The 20,513-nt window shown below is 64.6% G+C and carries 19 protein-coding genes; all 19 read right to left on the reverse strand.

The annotated features are described in order from the left end of the window. Window positions 1–27: 27 nt before the first annotated feature. Window positions 28–849: a type I-E CRISPR-associated protein Cas6/Cse3/CasE gene (gene cas6e / locus WDB71_RS11785; protein WP_341501782.1), complete on the reverse strand. Its 822-nt coding sequence runs from the start codon at window positions 847–849 to the stop codon at window positions 28–30. A 1-nt stretch (window position 850) separates the two neighbouring features. Then, the gene (cas5e, locus tag WDB71_RS11790) at window positions 851–1,588 is read right to left on the reverse strand and encodes a type I-E CRISPR-associated protein Cas5/CasD (RefSeq protein ID WP_341501783.1); all 738 of its coding nucleotides are present in this window, start codon (window positions 1,586–1,588) and stop codon (window positions 851–853) included. A gap of 8 nt (window positions 1,589–1,596) precedes the next feature. Then, window positions 1,597–2,631: a type I-E CRISPR-associated protein Cas7/Cse4/CasC gene (gene cas7e / locus WDB71_RS11795; protein WP_341501784.1), complete on the reverse strand. Its 1,035-nt coding sequence runs from the start codon at window positions 2,629–2,631 to the stop codon at window positions 1,597–1,599. An 11-nt stretch (window positions 2,632–2,642) separates the two neighbouring features. After that, on the reverse strand, window positions 2,643–3,257 hold the full coding sequence (gene casB / locus WDB71_RS11800) for a type I-E CRISPR-associated protein Cse2/CasB (protein ID WP_341501785.1): 615 nt from the start codon (window positions 3,255–3,257) through the stop codon (window positions 2,643–2,645). Further along, window positions 3,257–4,843 (reverse strand): type I-E CRISPR-associated protein Cse1/CasA, encoded by a 1,587-nt coding sequence (gene casA / locus WDB71_RS11805; RefSeq protein WP_341501786.1) that lies wholly within the window; start codon window positions 4,841–4,843, stop codon window positions 3,257–3,259. Before casA ends, casB begins: the two co-directional genes overlap by 1 nt. Next, on the reverse strand, window positions 4,840–7,566 hold the full coding sequence (gene cas3, locus WDB71_RS11810) for a CRISPR-associated helicase Cas3' (protein WP_341501787.1): 2,727 nt from the start codon (window positions 7,564–7,566) through the stop codon (window positions 4,840–4,842). The genes casA and cas3 overlap by 4 nt, the downstream gene beginning before the upstream one ends. 95 nt (window positions 7,567–7,661) lie before the next feature. Further along, window positions 7,662–8,501 carry a WYL domain-containing protein gene (locus tag WDB71_RS11815; RefSeq protein WP_341501788.1) on the reverse strand — a complete coding sequence of 280 codons (840 nt, stop codon included), beginning with the start codon at window positions 8,499–8,501 and terminating at the stop codon, window positions 7,662–7,664. A 138-nt stretch (window positions 8,502–8,639) separates the two neighbouring features. After that, window positions 8,640–10,151 (reverse strand): ribosome biogenesis GTPase Der, encoded by a 1,512-nt coding sequence (der, locus tag WDB71_RS11820; protein WP_341501789.1) that lies wholly within the window; start codon window positions 10,149–10,151, stop codon window positions 8,640–8,642. Window positions 10,152–10,230: 79 nt separating this feature from the next. Then, a complete protein-coding gene (gene bamB, locus WDB71_RS11825) occupies window positions 10,231–11,412 on the reverse strand; it encodes an outer membrane protein assembly factor BamB (RefSeq protein ID WP_341501790.1) in 1,182 nt (393 codons plus the stop codon). Window positions 11,413–11,414: 2 nt separating this feature from the next. Further along, a complete protein-coding gene (locus WDB71_RS11830; protein WP_341501791.1) occupies window positions 11,415–12,032 on the reverse strand; it encodes a tetratricopeptide repeat protein in 618 nt (205 codons plus the stop codon). Between the two features lie 18 nt (window positions 12,033–12,050). Further along, complete coding sequence (gene hisS, locus WDB71_RS11835) at window positions 12,051–13,319, reverse strand: histidine--tRNA ligase (RefSeq protein WP_341504215.1); 1,269 nt, start codon at window positions 13,317–13,319, stop codon at window positions 12,051–12,053. A gap of 70 nt (window positions 13,320–13,389) precedes the next feature. Next, complete coding sequence (ispG, locus tag WDB71_RS11840) at window positions 13,390–14,511, reverse strand: flavodoxin-dependent (E)-4-hydroxy-3-methylbut-2-enyl-diphosphate synthase (RefSeq protein ID WP_341501792.1); 1,122 nt, start codon at window positions 14,509–14,511, stop codon at window positions 13,390–13,392. 18 nt (window positions 14,512–14,529) lie between these two features. Further along, complete coding sequence (locus WDB71_RS11845) at window positions 14,530–15,339, reverse strand: RodZ domain-containing protein (protein WP_341501793.1); 810 nt, start codon at window positions 15,337–15,339, stop codon at window positions 14,530–14,532. 80 nt (window positions 15,340–15,419) lie between these two features. Then, complete coding sequence (gene pilW, locus WDB71_RS11850) at window positions 15,420–16,223, reverse strand: type IV pilus biogenesis/stability protein PilW (protein ID WP_341501794.1); 804 nt, start codon at window positions 16,221–16,223, stop codon at window positions 15,420–15,422. A gap of 29 nt (window positions 16,224–16,252) precedes the next feature. Further along, complete coding sequence (locus WDB71_RS11855) at window positions 16,253–17,374, reverse strand: bifunctional tRNA (adenosine(37)-C2)-methyltransferase TrmG/ribosomal RNA large subunit methyltransferase RlmN (protein WP_341501795.1); 1,122 nt, start codon at window positions 17,372–17,374, stop codon at window positions 16,253–16,255. Between the two features lie 106 nt (window positions 17,375–17,480). Continuing rightward, window positions 17,481–17,912, reverse strand: coding sequence for a nucleoside-diphosphate kinase (ndk, locus tag WDB71_RS11860; protein ID WP_341501796.1), 432 nt, complete (start codon window positions 17,910–17,912; stop codon window positions 17,481–17,483). A gap of 91 nt (window positions 17,913–18,003) precedes the next feature. Further along, window positions 18,004–18,210 (reverse strand): Fe-S cluster assembly protein IscX, encoded by a 207-nt coding sequence (iscX, locus tag WDB71_RS11865; RefSeq protein WP_341504216.1) that lies wholly within the window; start codon window positions 18,208–18,210, stop codon window positions 18,004–18,006. A gap of 89 nt (window positions 18,211–18,299) precedes the next feature. Beyond that, window positions 18,300–18,635 (reverse strand): ISC system 2Fe-2S type ferredoxin, encoded by a 336-nt coding sequence (gene fdx / locus WDB71_RS11870; RefSeq protein WP_341501797.1) that lies wholly within the window; start codon window positions 18,633–18,635, stop codon window positions 18,300–18,302. Between the two features lies 1 nt (window position 18,636). Then, complete coding sequence (gene hscA / locus WDB71_RS11875; RefSeq protein WP_341501798.1) at window positions 18,637–20,499, reverse strand: Fe-S protein assembly chaperone HscA; 1,863 nt, start codon at window positions 20,497–20,499, stop codon at window positions 18,637–18,639. Between the last annotated feature and the right edge of the window lie 14 nt (window positions 20,500–20,513).

A 20,513-nucleotide genomic window follows, 5' to 3' on the forward strand; every position in this document is an offset into this window, starting at 1 on the left:
CTTGCTATGTGGTGAAAAGGCGGCGGATCAGATCCGCCGTATCATCATCAGGCCGCAGCCAAAGGCCTTGGCCCGGCCTATGCCGTTGCATAGGTGTTCCAGCAGGGTGTCCGGCGCCTGTATATGGATCTCGCCGGCCAGCTCCACCGAGCTGAAGGCCGCCAGACGGTGCTTCTTCGGGATGCTGTGGCGCTGATAGCCAGCCACGCTCAGAGCACCGCCCGGAGCCTCCTCGGCTCCCAACCCTGGCAGGCGCTGTTGCCACCAGTCGGCCAGGGCCCGCTCGGCTTGGCTCTTAAGGGCCAGATCCAGGGTTTCACTGCGCCCCAGGGGGCGTTCCAGCGCCTGGCGGTGGCGCCCTTGATGGATGATCTCGCGCCAGCCGGCCAGCTCGACATCGGTGGCAAAGTCGAGCAGACGCATTCGCAGTTCGCCCTTCTGCCCGTCTTTGTCCAAGCCCTGGCCATCAAGCTGCTCGCGAAGCCAGCCCATTTGGGCATCCATCAGCACATCGTGGCGCTTGCCGTCCCGGCAGACCGTGGGGTTGACCCTGAGCCTGAATGCCAGGCGATCCCCAGGGTTCAGCCTGGGCGAGAAGGCCTTGATGTGGATCTCGAAGATCCCGGCGTGATCCCTTGGCGGCGTGCGCGACAGCACATAGAACAGGGGCTCGCCGCTGGGTGCCTGGTAGCCGTCCCCCTGCTCTTGGCGATACAGGAAATGACGCTCGTTGTCATCAAACAGGCGCCAAAGCAGCTGGTGGCTGCCGTAAGCCCCGTCCTTGAGAGCTTCCAGCAGGGCGCGCCGGGCCTGTGGGCTCTGGTTCAAGCGGATCTTGGAAAGGTACATATCACGCCTCCCTGATCGTGAGTTCATGCTGCTGGCGCTGGCCGAATTGCCAGGGCCGGCGGCTCAGGGGCTCATCCCATACGCCAAGGGTCTGCACGGCGTCGCTTTCGCCCAGCGCCTGCGGGCTGCCCTGCCAGTAGTAAGTGACCAGCTCTCCCAGCCCCAGCCAGCGTTTGTCTTCCTCGGGGCTTCCCAGTAGTGGCGGAAACTCGCTATCCAGAGCCTGCCTGAGGGTGCCGTCCGCCACTATGCGCGGCGCCATGGGCAACGCCAGGGGGCAGGCCTTGCGGCCAAGATAGGGGACGAAGCCCGGACGCAGCAGGGCTTCACGCAGCCGCTCCAGGGTGGGCGCCGACTCGGACTGGCGCCACAGGGCGACCACCCAGAGGCCGCCGGTGCGGTAGTCCCGGCTGGACAGCACGGTGTTGAGCTTGTGCCTGGGCCTGGCCAGCTCGTCGGCGCGGGTGAACAGCCGGCGTTTCTTGTCCTCGGAGGGAACCTGAGCGGTGTGGTAGTCCCTGAGCAAATCACCCGGGTCATATTGCTTCACCGCCACCGCCAGGCCGTCGCGCAGGGCGGCCTGGCGTTCAGCGTCTTCCCTGGGAATGCCGAGAGCGCAGGCCACCAGGCCAAGCACGGCGGCGCGGCCGGGGTGCAGGGCGGTGGGCCTGTCGCCGCCCACCGCCGCCTCACCCCAGCTTGCCATGGGGCCATAGAGGCGAAAAATAAGATAATCCATGGGGCCCCCTAGTCGGCGATGAAGGCCTTGAGTTGCTCGAAGCTGCCTTCACCGGTGATGGCGTTGATGGTTGCCCTGGCATCGGCGCAGGGGCCGTAGACCTTGTCGAAGTTTTCCACCTGGCGCTCCAGGCGCGTTATGGCCTCGCCGGCCTGATCCTCTCCCCATACCGGCTTGAGGAAGGCCACCGACAGGGAGCGGGGCTGCTGATCGCCCTTCTCCGCCAGCACATAGGAGGCATAGGCGCGGGAGGCAAAGCTGTTCTGCTTGCCCCTGGGAGACACCTTGACGGCCGCCTCCACCAGGGCGGCAATGGCCTTGTTGGCCAGAGCCAGATCACCGCCGAGGTTCTGCACCAATTGCTCCTTGTCGATGCAGACATAGCTGTAGAAGAGGGCAGCGGCGAAACCCGCTTCGCCGATATGGCCGGCCCCCAGATCCTCGTCGCCGCGGTTGAGGTCGTCGACGGCGGTGAAGTAGTCATCCTCCACCGCCACGCCGTGGACGCTGATGGCATGGGCCACCTGGCAGGCGGCCTCGACGTTGAAGTCGGGACTGGCCGCCAGCATGCGGCCAAACAGGGCGATGTCGACGGCTGCGGCCCTGCTGCGAAGGCGCAGCAGTTCTTCCTGCTCGGGGGCCCGCCCTTCACGGCTCAGGGTATCGAGCAGCTGCCAAACCGCCTGCCATTCCGAGGGGCTGATATGGGCGAGCTGTTCAATCTCCAGGGAGTCCTTCTTGTTCTTGCCAAAAACGCCGGCGATGGCCGTGGCCCATTCCTTGGCCTGCTTCTCGGGCACCCCTTCCTGGGTCAACTTGCCATAGACTTCCACGCCCAGCCGCTTGGTGCGGGTACCCAGGCTGCCTTCCAGGGCGTCCTGGAAGAGTTCAGACACCCGCCAGTTGCGCTTCAGGCTCTGGGAGCTGACCCTGAGCCGCTCCACCCCGCCCATGCGGGCGGTCTTGGGCCGGCCAAGGTCGTCCCGGTTGAGGTTGGAAGGGGGGTAGGAAGTCAGCAGGTGCAGTTGGATAAATTTGCTCATGTCCGTTCTCCTTAGTTGTCCTTGCTGGCGGCCTTGTCGGCGGCCTGGTAGTAATCCATGGCCCAGCGCAGGGCGATGCGCTTGTCGGCCCTACGGGGGGATAGCTGGTGGTGCTCGGCAAACCAGCTCAGGGTGTCGGCGGCCAGGCTCTGGGGATTGCAGCTGCCGCCCAATAACTTCACCAGCCGACGCAGGCGGCGGAAAAAGTCCTCCGGGCTCCTGGCGTTTTGCAGCTGCTGGAAGCGAAGCTCGCTGACCCTGGGCTTGTCTGTCTTGGGATCGATCCTGCCCAGGCTGGTGGCGAAGCTCTGCTCCGGGCTCTCCGCGGGCAGCTGGCGCACATGGCTGAGGCTGGCGGCTATGGTGGCCCAGGCCAGGGGCGACCAGGACGCCCTGTTCCTGGCGCGCTCGGGTAGCTTCAACCAGAGCGCCCTGAAACCCTGGGTCAACAGGGCCCCTTCGGGTCCTTCGGCCCGCTTCAGCTCGGCCCGGTAGAGGGTCGGGGCCGGCTTCAGCTTCAATGCCTCAAGCTCTGCCGGCGGCAGCGTCATGGCCTGCCACCAGCGCAGCAGGCTGTCGCTGCCCTCAAATGAGTAGCGGCGTTCCTTGTGTTCCTTGTCTGCCATCAGGCTTCCTCCGTGCTGGGTAAGGGGTGACTGTCTTTGAAGGCTTTGATCGCCTTGGCGCCGCGCAGCCAGCCGGTGAGCCGGCGTCTAGCGGAAATCTTCTGGTGCATGCTGCGGTCCGCCGGGCATTCGCCCAGGGCGAATTCGTCGAACAGATCCAGGGCGGTGGCGGTCAGGGCCTGCAGCCAGCGCCAGGCGCCCTCCGACGGTAGGCGCTCCGCGCCGCAGGTCAGCAGGCTTGCCACGGCCTGGAAGAAGGCTGCCTGGGTTCGCTGCCAAAAAGCGAGTTCGATATGGCTGAAGTCTCCCTTGGCCTCGGCGGGGCGCTCAAAAAGGGCGGCTTTGACCTGGCTGCGGCAGTGAAAGAGCACCTCCTGAGCCAGGGATTGCACCACCTTGATCTCCGTTAACAGGGCATCGGCGCTTTCCGGGGGCAGGCTTACCAGGGGCAGCTCTGTGCTGTACCAGCCCCTGGCCTTCATGTTGTCCATATCAAAGCCGAAGGCCCACAGCCTGGGATATTCCCCCCAATCGAAGTCGAAGAAGTCCCGTTTGCTGCTGTGGAAATCCATGACCACCCTGGCGGGCAGGTTGCCCTCCCCTCTGTCCTCGAAGGCCAGGGCATGCCACTGCTTGTATTGGATGCCGCCGGGCTGGCCCTTGGTGGAGAGGTGATCCTCCTCCGGCTTCTTGGGGTTGAAGCGGTAATGGGTCAGGGGGTGGTGCCAGGTGCCGGCATAGTTGTTGCCGTAGTTCTGGGTCAGGTAATGGAGGCAGAGGCGCTCGCTGTCATCCCCACCCAGGCTGCAACGACCCTGCTTTTCCTCGAACAGCAGGCGGATGCGCCTGGGCATGGCCCAGTACATATGCAGAGGATGCACATCCTGCTGGTAGATCTCGCTGCCCTTTTTCTTACTGTCTTTAGTCGCCCCCAGCCAGGGGAAGACATCGGCGCTGTGCAGGTCCGGCTCCTCATAGGGCCATTTATCCCTGCTTATCACATTGAGCCAAAGCCGCTGCCAGAGGCCGGCTTCGGGATCCCGGGGCAGCACCAGGGTGGTCAGGGGGCCACCGCCCCTAAGCCCGGTACGATGCCCCTGACCGCCGGAGGGAGCGTTGATCTGCAGGGTGAACAGCGCCAGGGCTGCCATGGCGGGGGACAGCTGGGTCACCTCGTCACGCTTGATGAAGTGATCGGTGTTGAGCTTGAGGGTGTTGCCGCCGGGAGCCTCGATCAAGAGTCCGGACACGGGCGCCGGCTTGGTGCCTGCCAGGCTGTCGTAGTCCTGCATAAAGCGCGGCCCTTCGCCTTCCAGCTCGAAGGCATGGGCGGCCTTGGCGAAGGCTTCTCCCAAATCGCCTTGCACCGGCGGCTTGCAATAGAGCGCTTCCCAGGCGTATTTATCCTCAGGCGCGAAGCAAGTCTGCAGCAGGCCGATGGCGAACTGGTAGGCGGCACCCTGAAAATCGGCCCTGGGCAGGGCGAAATCCACCACCTCGGGGGATGCCATGGCGGCGAGGGGCAAGGTGCGCTCGCTGCCGTCCCTAAGGCGAAAGAGAAGCCAGGAATCTGTGATCAGGTTCATTCAACCTCCTTGTGTCTCGTGAAGACCCCTAGGGTCGGGGAATAACCGAACTGCTCGTCCTCCTGTGCCAGCCAGGGCTGGAGATAGCGGGCTTGAGAGTAGCGGGCCTGGATGGCCTCGAAGGCTTGGATGTCTTCGCCTTTCAGGGGCGCCAGGCGCTCGGCGAACTTCTTGCGGCCCAGTTTGAGGATGCTGTTTTGCACCGGCTGCGGCTCGCCTTCGGCCCAGAGGCAGAGGCCACCGGCCTGGCTCCGCCGCAGCAGCAGCACGGGCAGGATTTCTATGTCCGAGTGACGGGTGCTGATCTCGATGTCGTCGTCATGCCAGGCGGTATTGCTTTCCTGGCTGTAGCCCAGCGGCCACTGTATGTATTGGTTCCTGGCCTTGGCTGCCTTGCCCCTCTCCTCGGCGTAATGCGCATCCTCCTTGTCCCGCAGGGCTTGGGGCATGCGCTGGTAGGCATCCTCGCCGTAGACGGCTTCGATGAGCTCCCTGGCCTTACCCGGCATCCAGATCCCGCCCAGTTCACGCAGCGCCTGCATGCCGAGCCAGAGTCGGCCCGGGGAGCGATAGACGGCCTCGGTGTGGGGCATGGTGGCACCGAGCCAATCCGCCTGGGGCTCCTCCTGCCAGGGGGGCACCAGCACATACAGCAGGGGCCTGGCCCTGGCATCCCTTATGCCGGGGCGGTAATGGCCGTCGCCGTCCCTGGTGTGGCGGTGGAGGCGGCCGGCCCGCTGGATCAGATCGTCTATGGGGCAGAGATCGGAAATCATCAGATCCGCGTCGGCATCGATGCTCTCCTGAAACACCTGGGTGGCGATAAGCACCTGTCCCTTTCGCTGCTCCCCACCGGACCCCTTGCCGAAGCGCGACAGTACCTGCTCCTCGATGCCCTTGCGGTCCTTGAGAGCGAAACGGCTGTGAAAGAGGATGGGCTCAGGGCCGCCCTCCAGCCGCCCTACCAGGGCCTGGTAGGCCTTGAGGGCGTCGTCTACCGAGTTACGGATCCAGACCACGCATTGGCCCTTGGCCCTGGCCTCGGTTATGGCCTGGAGGCAACTTTCCTCGCTGGCGAGAAAGTCGACCGGCAGGTGGCGGCTGACTTCCTTGCGACTGGCCAGGGGCGTTTCCTGCACGCCGTCCGCCAGGCAGACCCGGGTGGCCAGGGGGAAATGCGTTGATTCCGGCAGCTGCGGCGTCACGCCACCAGCCTGTTGCCAGATCTGGCACAGCCGGGCGCGCTGGCGCTTCGACAGGGTGGCGGTCAGCAGAATGGCACTGCCGCCCTGGTGTAGATGCACCCGCAGCAGATCTTCCAATAGCTCGAACATGAAGGCATCGGCGGCGTGGATCTCGTCGAACAGCAGCACCTTGCGATTGAGCCCCAAGAGCCGCAAGGGCTGGTGCTTGCGCGGCAATACCGCCATCAGGGCCTGATCTATGGTGCCGACCCCCACAGGCGCCAGCAGCGCCTTCTTGCGGGAGTCCGCCAGCCAGGCATTGCAATAGGCGGAGGCGGTGCCGTCATCCCGGTCGTAGCCGGCCTCGTCGGCCCCGGGCACGGCCAGGGCCTCCTTGAAGGCCTCGTTCATCTCCCTGGCGCCATGGGCCAGCACTATGCTGGCCCGGCCACCGTCTAGGGCCAGCATCTGGCGGTAGTGGCCGGCCACCCGGGAGAACATGGCGTTGGAGGTAGCCATGGTGGGCAGACCGAAATAGAAACCGTCGGCCCGGCCCGCCGCCAGCAACCTGTGGGCCAGGGCCAGGGCCGCCTCCGTCTTGCCGGCGCCGGTGACATCCTCGAGGATGAAGAGCTGCGGCCCCTCCCCCAGGGGGACCGACTCGGCCCAGCCCTGAAGTGGGGTGGGCCGAAAGCCGTAATGCTCCTGGATGGATCCGAAGGGCTGGACGCTGACGGGCTTGGCAAGATCGGTGGCGGCCAGGGCCCGGGCGGCTATGTCCTTGGCCTGGGGCCAGTACTCGGCCAACGAAAAGCCCCCGGCCCGGTAGTGGAAGAAGGCACTGTCGGAGCCCACCCAGTCGCTGAGGATGGCCAGGCCAGAGAGGTGCCAGCTCAGTTGCCGGAGCCTGGCCAACCAGTGGCGGTCCGTCATTTTTTCCGGCGGCCAGGACACGGCGAAGAGTCTTGCCAGATCGGCAATAAAGTGCGTGGCTGCATCCAGATCTTGTTCCCGGCAATAGCGGCCGAGCTCGGCCCGTTTGCCATGGGCTATGGGATAGCCGTGATGGCCGAACACCGTATCCAGCAGGCAGTTGAGGCTGTCGAGCAGCGGCGTCGGGCGGCTCAGGTCGGCATCACCCAGGCCAAGCTCAGCGCCGCGGAGCCGGCGGCCCCGGGTGGCCATAAGCCAGAAATACTGGCCCAGCATGTCGTGGCGGGCCCGTCTGGCGTCATAGGCCTGCTCCGGTCTGTGGCTGACCAGGGGGGTACCTGGGAAGGACTTCAGGGCCTGGAAGGCCGATGAGAACTTGCCGAGATCGTGGAGGGCCAGGGCAAAGGTGAAGATGGCGCGCAGCTCACCCGGGGATAGTTCGAGGAACTGGGCCAGGGAGCGGGTCAGGGGCCTGTCGTCCGCCAGCAGCTGCCAGCCCACCGCCGCCACGTCCAGGCAGTGGTAGGGCAGCAGGTGGTAGGCGTCGCCTTGGTGGCCTTCCTGCTGCTGGGCCTTGCCCCAGTAGTGGAAATAGCTGGCTGTCATATCAGGCTCCTTGCCGCTGTGTTTTTGATCACTTTCCCTGCCCTTTGCCGCTTTCACAATGCTGTGCATTTGCACATGTCGCCTTTGTTGACAGATCAGGCACCGAACAGCCAGGGCTTGATCTGGTCGGCATTGGCAAGGATCAGCTGCTGGGCGGCGGGGTTGCCGTCGAGCATCTTGACGTTGACCTGCATCTCCAGGAGCAGGTACTGGGCCAGGGCGGCACGTGTTGCTAGGCGCAGCTCGCCATCGGCCATGCCGTAGTCGTGGGCCAGGGCCTCCTGCTGGGCGGGGCTGAGCCTGGGATCGGGCTTGAGAAGCAGCTCCACCTGGGTTTGCCAGGCCCTGTCGTCGCCGGCGCCGTGGGGCGAGGCCTCCAGCAGCTCGGGCGTGCCACGGAAGCGGCTCAGCACGAAGTCGCGGTAGTCCTGGTGTTTTTCGCACCAGGCCCGCAGGTGCCAGCGCAGGCCAGTGTTGACGAAGGTGTGGGGCACGATGATCCGCCCTTCCCTGCTGGGGTTGGTGACGGACACATAGTCCACCTCCAGGCGGCGCTGCTCGCGTATGGCCCTGAGCAAGGGGCGGACAAGGGTGGGGGATACGTTACGGGGCGGGTGTTGAAGGGCCTGGTGAGGCAACTGGTAACGGGGCTTTTCCGGCAGTGGATGACCGCTTTGGCCGGTCATCCAGTTGAGGTATTCGGCCACGTCGCCGCTGATCTGGCGGCAGCGGAAGCCGCCGGTCACCAGGTGGGCCTTGGCGGAGTCGCAATAGTGGAGGTGGCCGGGGTAGAGCCGGCGGTATTCACCGATGTCCTTGCTGGCCTGCTGGCGGCTGATGCCAAAGAAGTGCACCAGGTGGCTGGCGTTGATCTGCCCTTCCCAATAGGCAATCAGTTCGATAAGCCAGAGGCGGCGTTGTGGCGTGGTGTTCATCCCTGGGTTCCTGGCGTCCTGCCGGTTTGTTCTTTTGTGCCACAGCAAGGCGGCGGCCGCAATGCCAATTCAGCCTTTACTGATCCAAATCAAGGCCACAAAAAAGCCCGGCATGGCCGGGCGCTTTCCTTTGTGCGCTTAGCGGCGCTTCTTGCTCTTGATGAACTGCATCAGGCGCTTGCGCTTCTTGGCCTGGGACAGGGTCAGCTTGTTGCGCTTGCCGGCGTAGGGGTTGTCGCCCTCGGCGAACTCCACATGGATGGGGGTGCCGATCACCCCCAGGCTCTTGCGGTAGTAGTTCATCAGGTAGCGCTTGTAGCTGCCCGGCAGGTGGTCTACCTGGTTGCCGTGGATGATGATCCGCGGCGGGTTGTAGCCACCGGCGTGGGCGTACTTGAGCTTGACCCGGCGGCCGCTGACCAGGGGCGGCTGGTGGTCGTCCTGGGCCATCTGCAGGATGCGGGTCAGCTTGGAGGTGGACACCCGCTTGGTGGCGGACTCGAAGGCCTCCAGCACCGATTCGAACAGGTTGCCGACGCCGGTACCGTGCAGGGCGGAGATGAAGTGGATGCGGGCGAAGTCGATGAAGCCCAGGCGCCTGTCCAGCTCGGACTTGATGCGATCCTTGACGTCGGTGTCCAGGCCGTCCCACTTGTTCACGGCCAGCACCAGGGCGCGGCCGGCGTTGAGCACGTGGCCCAGCAGGCTGAGATCCTGGTCGGTGATGCCGTCGCGGGCGTCGATGACCAGCAGCACCACGTTGGCGTCTTCGATGGCCTGCAACGTCTTGACCACGGAGAACTTCTCGACGGTGTCATGGATGCGCGACTTCTTGCGCACCCCGGCGGTGTCGATGAGGATGTAGTTCCTGTCCTCGCGCTCCATGGGGATGTAGATGGAGTCGCGGGTGGTGCCGGGCATGTCGTACACCACCACCCGCTCCTCACCAAGGATGCGGTTGGTAAGGGTGGACTTGCCGACATTGGGCTTGCCCACTATGGCCAGCTTGACCGGCAGATCGGCGAAGGGGATCTCCTCTTCCTCGCCTTCCTCCTCCTCTGCGTCAAGGAGGTCGTCGATGTCCTCGCCCAGCAGCACGTCCTGGCCCAGGGCGTCGGACAGGGCCTCGGATTCCTCGGCAGTACGCTCGGTCAGTTCCGCCACCACCGGCAGCAGGGCCTGATCCAGCAGCTGGGTGACGCCGCGGCCGTGGGCGGCGGCGATCTGCCAGACGTCGCCCAGGGCCAGGCCGTAGAACTCGCCACAGGCGGAGTCGGCGTCGATGCCGTCGGTCTTGTTGGCCACCAGGAACACCGGCTTGCCCACCTGGCGCAGGTGGTTGGCGATGGCCTCGTCGGCGATCAGCAGGCCGTCGCGGGCGTCCACCAGGAACAGCACCACGTCCGCTTCTTCGATGGCGGCCAGGGACTGCTCGGCCATCTTGGCGTCGATGCCCTTCTCGTTGCCCTCGATACCACCGGTATCGATAAGGATGAACTCGTGTTCCTCGTACCTGGCCTGGCCGTACTTGCGGTCGCGGGTCAGGCCGGGATAGTCGGCCACCAGGGCGTCACGGGTCCGGGTCAGTCGGTTGAACAGGGTCGATTTACCCACATTGGGACGCCCTACCAGGGCTACCACCGGAAGCATCTGTTTCTCCAGTCTCTCAAGCAACAAACGGCCGCGAGGGTTAACCCGCGGCCGTCCTTAAAGGGTTGTCGTGGTCAGGTCAGTCGAGGCTGACGAGGGCCACGTCGCCGTCGCGGCTCTGCACGACCACCTTGTCATCCATCAGCAGCGGACGGGCATAAAGTCCGCTGGAATCAATCTTCTTGCGGCCGAGCAGCTCACCTGTACCGAGATCGAACCAGTGCAGGTAGCCCTCGAAATCACCGACCACCACCTTGCTGCCGACCACGGTCGGGGCGGTGACGCGGCGATTCTCCAACATCGGCTGGCTCCACTTCTCCAGGCCGTTGCGGCGATCCAGGGCATAGAGGTAGCCCCTGTCGTCCACCAGCAGCAGATCATAGCCCACCACGACCATGGAGCGGTAGGAGGAATAATCCCGTTTCCACAGCACGCGGCCGCTCCTGAGCTCGATGGCCACCAGCTCGCCGTTGTAGGCCACCGCATAGGCGATGGGGCCGACCACCACCGGGGTGGCGTCCACGTCGCGCAGCAGCTCCAGCACGTTCTCGCCCTTGGCGGGCGAGACGGCCTGTTCCCAGATCAGGCGGCCGTTCTCCACGAACACGGCGGCCAGCTTGCCGGCCGGGGTGCCGAACACGGCGGCGCCGGAGACGGTGGTGGGCTCGGAGGCGCCACGCAACGTCAGGGACGGCAGGTTCTGTTCGTGCATCCAGCGCTGCTGGCCGTTGTCGGCGTCCAGGGCCACCAGCTTGCCGGAGGTGGTGTTGACCAGCACCAGGCCGGATTCCGGCACCGGGGCGGCCATGGCCTCGCCCGGCACCGTGGCCTGCCAGGCCAGCTCGCCGCTTTCGGCATCCAGGGCGTAGACGACACCGTTCTCGGAGCCGATGTAGATCTTGCCGAAGCCGGCGGAGACACCGCCGGACAGGCGCATGTTGTCGCGGGCTTCGAAGAGGCCATCCGCGTCACCCAGGTCGACCTGCCACAGGGTCTTGCCGCTGTTCCTGTCCAGGGCCTTGACCACGCCCTCGCGGGAGGCGGCGTACAGCTTGTCGTAGGCCATCACGGGCGCCAGGTTGGAGAAATAGGGGCCGATGCCGTCGCCCACCGAGGTGCTCCAGAGCACGTCGGCCTTCACCTCGCCACTGAAGTCGACCAGTTCGGCCGGTTTGCGCAGATCCTCATCGGTGCTGGAGCAGCCGGCCAGGGCCAGGGCGCCCAGGCCGATGAGACCGGCCCACTTTGCCAGTTTCATCATGTTCAGCCCTTGCTTTCCAGTTGGTCCAGCTTCAGCTCCAGGGCACTGCTGGCCTGGCCTTCGCTGGCATCCAGGGCCGCCTGGTAGGACTGGCGGGCCGCGGCGTAATCCTGCCTGGCCAGGGCGATGTCGCCCTTGAGCTCGGCCACTTCGGCCTTGAAGGCGTCACCGCTGACGGTGGCCAGCAGGCTTTCGGCATCGCTGCCCTTGTCCTGGGCGATCAGGATGCGGACCTTGCGCAGGGTGAAGATCTGCTTGAGCTGCTCGTCTTCGGACTGATTGATGGCCTGATCCAGGTGGCCGAGGGCCTTGTCCAGCTCGCCTGCTTCGACGGCGCTCTTGGCCAGGGTGGCGGCCATCAGGGCCTGGTAATGGCCGGCGCTGTCGCCCTTGATGAAGGCTTCGGCCTTGGCCTGGTCGCCGGCATTGAGGGCTTCCACGGCCTGGGTGTAGGCCTCGGAGGCCTGGCCCTGGGCTTCCAGCTGGGCATTGGAGTACCAGCGCCAGCCGTAGATGCCGGCCAGGCCCAGTACGGTACCCACCACGATGGCGTTGCCGTGCTCTCTCCAGAAGCGCTTGATGGCCTCTACCTGTTGTTCTTCTGTGCTGTAGATTTCCACCGAATCCATCCTCTCAATTTATGCAGTGGTGAGGTGTGCGGCCAGCTCGCTCAGGGCCACCCGGTTCTGGCTGCCGTCGCCGAGATCCTTGACGGTGATCTCGCCTGCGGCCAGTTCGTCCTCACCCAAAATCAGGGCGTAACGGGCACCGACCTTGTCGGCCCGCTTCATTTGTTTCTTGAAATTACCGCCGCCGCAGTGGCTCATCAGGCGCAGTCCCGGCACCTGCTCGCGCAGTTGCTGGGCCAGGACGAAGCCCTGCTTCTGGGCCTGCTCGCCGGCGGTGACCAGATAGGCGTGCACGGCCGGCTTGATGGCGCTGGTGTCGCCCACGGCATCCACCAGCAGCACCAGGCGCTCCATGCCGAGGCCGAAGCCCACGGCCGGGGTACCCTTGCCACCCAGCTGCTCGACCAGGCCGTCGTAACGGCCGCCGGCACAGACGGTGCCCTGGGCACCCAGGCTCTCGGTGACCCATTCAAACACGGTGCGGTTGTAATAGTCGAGTCCGCGCACCAGGCGCTCATTGACCCGGTATTGGATGCCGGCGGCGTCAAGTAGTTCACAGAGGCCGGCAAAATGGACCCTGGACTCCTCGTCGAGGTGTTCGGACAGGCGCGGCGCGTCGGCCAGCAGGGCCTGCACGTCCTTGTTCTTGCTGTCCAGCACCCGCAGCGGGTTGGAATACATGCGGCGCTTGGAATCTTCGTCCAGGCGCTCCACGTGCTGCTCCAGGAAGGCCACCAGGGCATCCCGGTACCGGGCACGGGCCTCGTTGGAGCCCAGGGAGTTGATCTCCAGGGTGACGTGGTCACGGATCCCCAGCTGATCCCAGAGGCGGGCCGCCATCAGGATCACCTCGGCGTCGATATCCGGGCCGGCGATGCCGAACACCTCCACGCCGAACTGGTGGAACTGGCGGTAGCGGCCCTTCTGGGGACGCTCGTGGCGGAACATGGGGCCCATGTACCACAGACGTTGCTCCTGGTTGTAGAGCAGGCCGTGCTCGTTGCCGGCCCGTACGCAACCGGCGGTGCCTTCGGGGCGCAGGGTCAGGCTGTCGCCGTTGCGGTCCTCGAATGTATACATCTCCTTCTCGACGATGTCGGTCACTTCGCCGATGCTGCGCTTGAAGAGGTCGGTGGATTCCACCACCGGCATGCGCACTTCCGAGTAGCCGAAGGAGGCCACGGTGTCGCGGATACGCTGTTCCACCATCTGCCACAGCGGGGTCTGGCTGGGCAGGCAATCGTTCATGCCGCGAACGGCTTGGATCTGTTTCACAATACGGCTCTGAAATACTCTGAAAGCCCCCGGCCGGGGCTGAATACAAAAGGGCGGGACCAGCCCGCCTGCCTTAGTTGTCGTCCTGCTTGACGGGAATGCGCTGGCTGGGATCGTCCCGGGTGATACGGGCGCGGATGCGGCTTTCCAGCTCGTCGACGATGTTGTCGTTGTCGATCCTGTCCTTCTGGCGCTCGCCGTCCACGTAGAAGCCGGACTTGCGCATGCCACCGGCCAGGCCGACATCGGACACCAGTGCCTCGCCGGGGCCGTTGACCACGCAGCCGATCACGGACACGTCCAGGGGCGTGGTGATGTCCTCCAGGCGCTCTTCCAGGGCGTTGACGGTACCTATGACGTCGAACTCCTGGCGGGAGCAGCTGGGACAGGCGATGAAGTTGATGCCGCGGCTACGGATGCGCAGGGACTTGAGGATGTCGAAGCCGACCTTGACCTCTTCCACCGGATCGGCGGCCAGGGACACCCTCAGGGTGTCGCCTATGCCTTCGGCCAGCAGCATGCCGAGGCCGATGGCGGACTTGACGGCGCCGCTGCGGGCACCGCCGGCTTCGGTGATGCCCAGGTGCAGGGGCTGGTCGATTTCCTTGGCCAGCAGCCGGTAGGACTCCACGGCCAGGAAGACGTCGGAGGCCTTCACCGATACCTTGAACTGGTCGAAGTTGAGCCTGTCCAGGATGTCCACGTGGCGCATGGCGGATTCCACCAGGGCGGCGGCGGTGGGTTCACCGTATTTTTCCTGGATGTCTTTCTCCAGGGAGCCGCCGTTGACGCCAATGCGGATGGGGATGTTGCGCTCCCGGGCCGCGTCGACCACGGCGCGGATGCGATCTTCCTTGCCGATGTTGCCCGGGTTGATGCGCAGACAGTCGACGCCGTACTCGGCCACCTTGAGGGCGATGCGGTAATCGAAGTGGATATCGGCCACCAGGGGGATGTCCACCTGCTCCTTGATGCGCTTGAAGGCCTCGGCCGCTTCCATGGTCGGCACCGACACCCGCACGATATCGGCCCCCACCTTCTGGATGGCGCGGATCTGGGCCACGGTGGCATCCACGTCCGTGGTCCTGGTGTTGGTCATGGACTGCACGGCGATGGGGGCCCCGTCACCAATGGGCACATTGCCCACATAGATGCGGCTGGATTTGCGTCGCTGGATAGGCGGCTGATGCTGCATAAAACTCTCTACAACCTCTTAATTCGGAACCTTCAGGCGGGCCACCTTGCCCGGCTTGAATGCCGACAGATCCACGCCTTGGCCGGCGTGGCTCAGGGATACGACTTCCGGTGCGCCCAGGGTCAGGCTGAAGGGCGCCTGCCCTGCCAGGTTCAGCTGGTCACCGGCCTTCTTCACGCCGATGGTCAGTACCTTGCCGGAAGCGTCCACTATCTTAACCCAACAGTCGCCGGAGAAGGAGAGCGCCAGGGCACTGATTTCGGTCTGGGGCTCGGCGCTGGCCGCGGACGGCTGCGGCTCGGGCTCGATCTCTTGGGGCATTTGCTGAGTGCTTTCAGTCACTTGGCTCGCTTCGGCCGCGACCTGGCTCTGTGGCTGGGTGGCCGGCGCTTCTGCCTGGACGGGCTCGGAGCGGGAGATGGGGATGTCGATGCTGGTGCCCACTTCGGCCTGGGCCCTGCCCTGCACTTCTTCCTCCAGGGGTTCGGGCACCAGGGGGGCTTCCACCCCGACCTGTTGCCAGCCCCACCACACCAGCATGGCCAGCAGCGCCAGCAGCAACAGCCAGGAGACCTTCATCAGCCGGCTGTCCTTTTCCTTGAGCACCGTCTTCTTGGAAAAGCTCTGCATCTGGGATTCGCTGATGCCGCCCACGCCCTGGGCGTCGAAACGCGCCAGCACATCGGCCTCGTCCAGCTCCAGCAGGCGGGCATAGGCCCGCAGGTAGCCCTTGGTGTAGATGGTATGGGCCTTGCTGTCGTAGTCGTCGTCTTCGAGTTGTTCGATCACCGCCTGGCGCAGGTTCAAGCGCCTGGCGACCTCTTCCACACTCCATCCACGGCGCTTACGCGCTTCTTTTAGTGTCTGCCCGGCACTGAGCGCGTCTCTCTCGTCGCTGTGCTCTGCCATCAGAATTGGTTACTCCGGTATCGTTGGCTTAGGGGTGAGTCAGGAAATTTTTCCAATAGTTCCTCACCGTATTTTTCGACGCCGCTCTTGTCGCCGGTCTGCTTGGCCAGTCTGATGGCCATGAACAGGCTCTGGGGGCTGGGTTGGCTGACCTGCTGCAGGCGGATCAGGTAGCCCTTGGCGCCGCCGTAATCCTGCCTGTTGAACCTGAGCTCCGCCATGGCCAGCAGCGAGGTGGCCCGCTTGGGATCATGGCTGAGGGCACTGGACAGGTACTCTTCGGCCTCAGCCGCCATGTCGCCCATGCGGGCACAGAGGCCGGCATTTTCGTAGGCACCGGCCACCCGGATGTAGCCGGGGGCACGGACGGCCTTCTTGAAGTAGGTGATGGATTCTTCGTAGCGGCCCATGCGGCACAGGAAGGCCCCGAAGTTGTTCAGGGCCTCGCCGTTTTCATCGTCCAGATCCACGGCCTTGCGATAGGCCTGCTCCGCCAGCGCCATTTCGCCAACGGTCTGGTAGTAGTAGCCCTGGCTGAAGTAGACCTCGGGCAGCTTGGGCGCGAACTCCTCGGCCTTTTCCAGGTGCATCTTGGCCTTGGCGCTGTCGCCGCTGCGCAGGTAGGTGAGGCCCAGCTGGACTCGGGTCTTGGCGGCGGCGACGGCGTCGAAGACATGCTCCTCGACCACGTCGCCGGAGGCGTCATAGGTGGTGCGGGATACGCAACCAAAGAGCCCCATCAGCAGGGCCGCGGCCAGTGCCGCCGTTTTCAGGCTGTCCATATTGCCTTTGTTGGCTTTCATGGCTGTGGATCCCCTAATGTTCTGAGTTTTCAGACCATTTTTACTGAAATGTTATCACCTTGCATCTGTTTTTTGAGCACGCGCTTGGTGCGGTCCACCACGTCGCCGGCCAGCTGGCCACAGGCCGCGTCTATGTCGTCGCCCCGGGTCTTGCGAACGATGACGGTAAAGCCGTATTCCATCAGCACCTTGGCGAAGCGGTCGATGCGGGAGTTGGAGGAGCGGCCGTAGGGCGCGCCCGGGAAGGGGTTCCAGGGGATCAGGTTGATCTTGGCCGGGGTGTCCTTGAGGCAGGCGGCCAGCTCGTGGGCCTGATCCATGGAGTCGTTGACGTGATCCAGCATCACGTATTCCACCGTCACCCTGCCCTGGTTGGCATTGGACTTGGCCAGGTAATTGCGCACCGAGGCCAGGAAGGTCTCGATGTTGTATTTCTTGTTGATGGGCACGATCTCGTCGCGCAGCTCGTCGTTGGGGGCGTGCAGGCTGATGGCCAGGGCCACGTCGATCATGTCGCCCAGCTTGTCCAGGGCCGGCACCACGCCGGAGGTGGACAGGGTCACCCGGCGCTTGGACAGGCCATAGGCCCAGTCGTCCAGCATCAGCTCCATGGCCGGCACCACATTGGCCATGTTCAGCAGCGGCTCGCCCATGCCCATCATCACCACGTTGGTGATGGGCTTCTTGTTGCTGTTGGCCTGGGGGCCGAGGATCTTGGCCGCCCGCCACACCTGGCCGATGATTTCAGACACCTTGAGGTTGCGGTTGAAGCCCTGCTGGGCGGTAGAGCAGAAGGTGCACTCCAGGGCGCAGCCCACCTGGGAGGAGACGCAGAGGGTGGCACGATCGCCTTCGGGGATGTAAACGGTCTCCACCTCCTGGCCGCCGGAGACCCTGAGCGCCCACTTGATGGTGCCGTCGGCGGAGCGCTGCTCCTGGGCCACTTCGGGGGCGACTATCTCGCACTTGTGCTTGAGCACGTCCCTGAGCTTCTTGTTGACGTTGGTCATCTCATCGAAGTCGTCGACACCAAAGTGATAGATCCACTTCATCACCTGGTCGGCGCGGAAAGGCTTTTCACCCAGCTCTACGAAGAACTGGCGCATTTCCTCACGGGTGAGATCAAGCAGGTTAATCTTGGCTTCGCTCATTGAGAACCTCAGTCAAACTACGGCGGCAGGCCGGGCATTGTACATTTTTTAATCAACACAACAAAGGGGGGCCTGAGCCCCCCTTTTGCAATAGCTCAGACGCAGCTTAGCGAGTGCGCGGGCACAGTTCGCCTTCGGTGAAGAAGTAGGCGATTTCGCGGGCAGCGGACTCGGTGGAGTCGGAGCCGTGTACGGCGTTCTCGTCGATGCTGACGGCGTAGTCGGCACGCAGGGTACCGGCGGCAGCTTCGGCGGGGTTGGTGGCGCCCATGATTTCACGGTTCTTCAGTACGGCGTTCTCGCCTTCCAGAACCTGAACCATGATCGGGCCGGAGGTCATGAAGTCGACCAGGGCGGTGAAGAAGGGGCGCTCTTTGTGCTCGGCGTAGAAGCCTTCGGCCTGCTCGCGGGTCAGGTGCAGCATCTTGGCGGCAACGATCTTCAGGCCGGCAGTTTCGAAACGGTTGTAGATGGCACCGATCACGTTCTTGGCAACGGCATCGGGCTTGATGATGGAGATGGTGCGTTCAACAGCCATGGATAATCATCCTCTGAAAGGTTTGGGGTCTGAAATCAGCCGGCGATTATAAGGCAATTGTCGGCATTTTCCTATGGCTGGCAGATGACGCTCAGTCGTTTTCGAACTCGTCCAGCCAGACCAGGAAGATCGCCTCCAGGATCCGCTCGTTGGAGCCGTGGGGATCGTCGTCGAATTCCTCCAGTTCGCAGATCCACTGGTGCAGATCGGTAAAGCGCACCGTGCGGGGATCCTTGTCCGGGAAACGGTCGAACAGCGCCTCGCCAATCTCCTGGGTATCGGTCCATTTCCAGCCCATGGTCAAGCTCCTCATGCTGTGTTCCCTTCACAGCTTAGCCGACACAAAAAAGGCGCACCGAAGTGCGCCTTGGGGCCGGGAAACGAGGCTCAGTGCTCCCGCTCCAGGTTGATGGTGTACTTGGGGATCTCCACCACCAGATCGTCCTCGGCCACCCTGGCCTGGCAGGACAGCCGGCTCTCCGGCTCCAGGCCCCAGGCCTTGTCCAGCATGTCGTCTTCCAGCTCGTCGCTTTCCTCCAGGGAGTCGAAGCCCTCGCGGACGATGACATGGCAGGTGGTGCAGGCGCAGGACTTCTCGCAGGCATGCTCGATGTCGATGCCGTTCTTCAGGGCCACGTCCAGGATGGTTTCCCCTTCTGGGGCCTCGATCACGGCCCCGTCCGGGCACAGCTCATGGTGGGGCAGGAATACGATCTTGGGCATCTTAAACCTCGTCTACGCTATGACCGGCCAGAGCGCGACGAATGCCGTCGTCCATGCGCCTGGCGGCGAATTCTTCCGTGGCCTTGTCGGTGTGCTCTATGGCGGCCTTGATGGCATCGCCATCGGCACCCTGGCGGGCCTGGGCCAGGGCCTTGAGGCTGGCCTCGATGACCGCCCTTTCCTCGGCACTGAGCAGGCGCTCACCGTCGGCGGCCAGGGCGGCGCCAATGGCCTCCAGCACCCGATCCGCTTCCACCTGCTGCTCGGCCAGCATGCGCGCCTGCATGTCCTCGGCGGCATGGGTCATGGAATCCTTGATCATGGCCGCCACTTCGCTGTCGGAGAGGCCATAGGAGGGCTTGACCTGGATGCTGGCCTGGTGGCCGGTGGACTTCTCCATGGCGGTCACCGACAGCAGGCCGTCGGCGTCCACCTGGAAGGTCACCCTGATATGGGCGGCGCCGGCGGCCATGGGCGGGATCTCGGTCAGCACGAAGCGGGCCAGGGAGCGGCAGTCCGCCACCAGCTCGCGCTCGCCCTGGACCACGTGGATGGCCATGGCGGTCTGGCCGTCCTTGAAGGTGGTGAACTCCTGGGCCCGGGCCACGGGGATGGTAGTGTTGCGGGGAATGACCTTTTCGGTCAGGCCGCCCATGGTTTCCAGGCCCAGGGACAGCGGGATCACGTCCAGCAGCAACAGGTCGGAGTCCGGCTTGTTGCCGGCCAGGATATCGGCCTGGATGGCGGCGCCCAGGGCCACCACCTGGTCCGGATCGATGCTGGTCAGGGGCTCGCGACCGAAGAAGGCGCCCACCTCGTTGCGCACCAGGGGCACCCGGGTGGAGCCGCCCACCATCACCACTTCCAGCACTTCGGCTGCCTTGACGCCGGCGTCGCGCAGGGCGCGGCGGCAGGCCATCAGGGTCTTCTTGACCAGGGGCGCGATGAGTTCGTTGAAGGTGGTGCGGCTCAGCTCGAAGGACGGGTTGCCGCCATCCAGCTCCAGCTCGACGGTGACGGCTTCGCTGTCGCTGAGGGCTTCCTTGGCGGCGCAGGCCTTGGTGAGCAGCTGGCGCTCGAGGATGGCGTCCTGGAGGCCGTCCAGGCCGGCCTGCTCGCGCAGCCAGTCGGCCACCAAATGATCGAAGTCGTCGCCACCCAGGGCGGTGTCACCGCCGGTGGCCATGACCTCGAACACGCCCTTGTTGAGGCGCAGTATGGACACGTCGAAGGTGCCGCCGCCCAGGTCGAACACGGCGATGACCCCTTCCCGGCCACTGTCCAGGCCATAGGCCACGGCGGCGGCGGTGGGCTCGTTCAGCAGCCGCAATACCTTGAGGCCGGCCAGCTCGGCGGCGTCCTTGGTGCCCTGGCGCTGGGCATCGTCGAAATAGGCCGGCACCGTGATGACGGCGCCGATCAGGTCGCCGCCCAGGCTGGCTTCGCCGCGGGCCTTGAGGGTTTTGAGGATCTCGGCGGACACCTGGATGGGGTTGACGGTGCCGCGGCTGGTCTCGATCTGCGGCAGGCCGTTGTCGCTGGCGCTGAACTCGTACGGCAGCTTGGCGTAGCGGGCCTGGACGTCTTCCAGGGAGCGGCCCAGGAAGCGCTTGGCGGAGACGATGGTGTTATGGGGGTCCAGTTTGGCCTTGGCCTTGGCGGCCTGGCCCACCAGCAGCTCTTCGCCGTAGTGGACGATGGACGGCAGCATCACCTGGCCGGACTCGTCGGCCAGGGCCGTTGGGGTGCCGCTGCGAACCGTGGCCACCAGGGAGTTGGTGGTGCCCAGGTCGATGCCTACGGCGAGACGGTGTTCATGGGGAGCCGCGCTCTGACCCGGCTCGGCGATCTGCAATAAGGCCATGGTTTCTCTTTCGT

It is taken from the genome of Gallaecimonas sp. GXIMD4217 (genome assembly GCF_038087665.1).
In the GTDB taxonomy this organism is placed as follows: domain Bacteria; phylum Pseudomonadota; class Gammaproteobacteria; order Enterobacterales; family Gallaecimonadaceae; genus Gallaecimonas.

What these genes read in the sequence shown, in the direction of transcription:
- bamB (WP_341501790.1), bottom strand. Translation starts at nt 11,412, where the DNA reads ATGATGAAACTGGCAAAGTGGGCCGGTCTCATCGGCCTGGGCGCCCTG.
- ndk (WP_341501796.1), bottom strand. Translation starts at nt 17,912, where the DNA reads ATGGCTGTTGAACGCACCATCTCCATCATCAAGCCCGATGCCGTTGCC.
- der (WP_341501789.1), bottom strand. Translation starts at nt 10,151, where the DNA reads ATGCTTCCGGTGGTAGCCCTGGTAGGGCGTCCCAATGTGGGTAAATCG.
- hscA (WP_341501798.1), bottom strand. Translation starts at nt 20,499, where the DNA reads ATGGCCTTATTGCAGATCGCCGAGCCGGGTCAGAGCGCGGCTCCCCAT.
- iscX (WP_341504216.1), bottom strand. Translation starts at nt 18,210, where the DNA reads ATGGGCTGGAAATGGACCGATACCCAGGAGATTGGCGAGGCGCTGTTC.
- cas5e (WP_341501783.1), bottom strand. Translation starts at nt 1,588, where the DNA reads ATGGATTATCTTATTTTTCGCCTCTATGGCCCCATGGCAAGCTGGGGT.
- cas7e (WP_341501784.1), bottom strand. Translation starts at nt 2,631, where the DNA reads ATGAGCAAATTTATCCAACTGCACCTGCTGACTTCCTACCCCCCTTCC.
- casA (WP_341501786.1), bottom strand. Translation starts at nt 4,843, where the DNA reads ATGAACCTGATCACAGATTCCTGGCTTCTCTTTCGCCTTAGGGACGGC.
- WDB71_RS11855 (WP_341501795.1), bottom strand. Translation starts at nt 17,374, where the DNA reads ATGAGCGAAGCCAAGATTAACCTGCTTGATCTCACCCGTGAGGAAATG.
- WDB71_RS11815 (WP_341501788.1), bottom strand. Translation starts at nt 8,501, where the DNA reads ATGAACACCACGCCACAACGCCGCCTCTGGCTTATCGAACTGATTGCC.
- ispG (WP_341501792.1), bottom strand. Translation starts at nt 14,511, where the DNA reads ATGCAGCATCAGCCGCCTATCCAGCGACGCAAATCCAGCCGCATCTAT.
- cas6e (WP_341501782.1), bottom strand. Translation starts at nt 849, where the DNA reads ATGTACCTTTCCAAGATCCGCTTGAACCAGAGCCCACAGGCCCGGCGC.
- casB (WP_341501785.1), bottom strand. Translation starts at nt 3,257, where the DNA reads ATGGCAGACAAGGAACACAAGGAACGCCGCTACTCATTTGAGGGCAGC.
- pilW (WP_341501794.1), bottom strand. Translation starts at nt 16,223, where the DNA reads ATGAAAGCCAACAAAGGCAATATGGACAGCCTGAAAACGGCGGCACTG.
- cas3 (WP_341501787.1), bottom strand. Translation starts at nt 7,566, where the DNA reads ATGACAGCCAGCTATTTCCACTACTGGGGCAAGGCCCAGCAGCAGGAA.
- fdx (WP_341501797.1), bottom strand. Translation starts at nt 18,635, where the DNA reads ATGCCCAAGATCGTATTCCTGCCCCACCATGAGCTGTGCCCGGACGGG.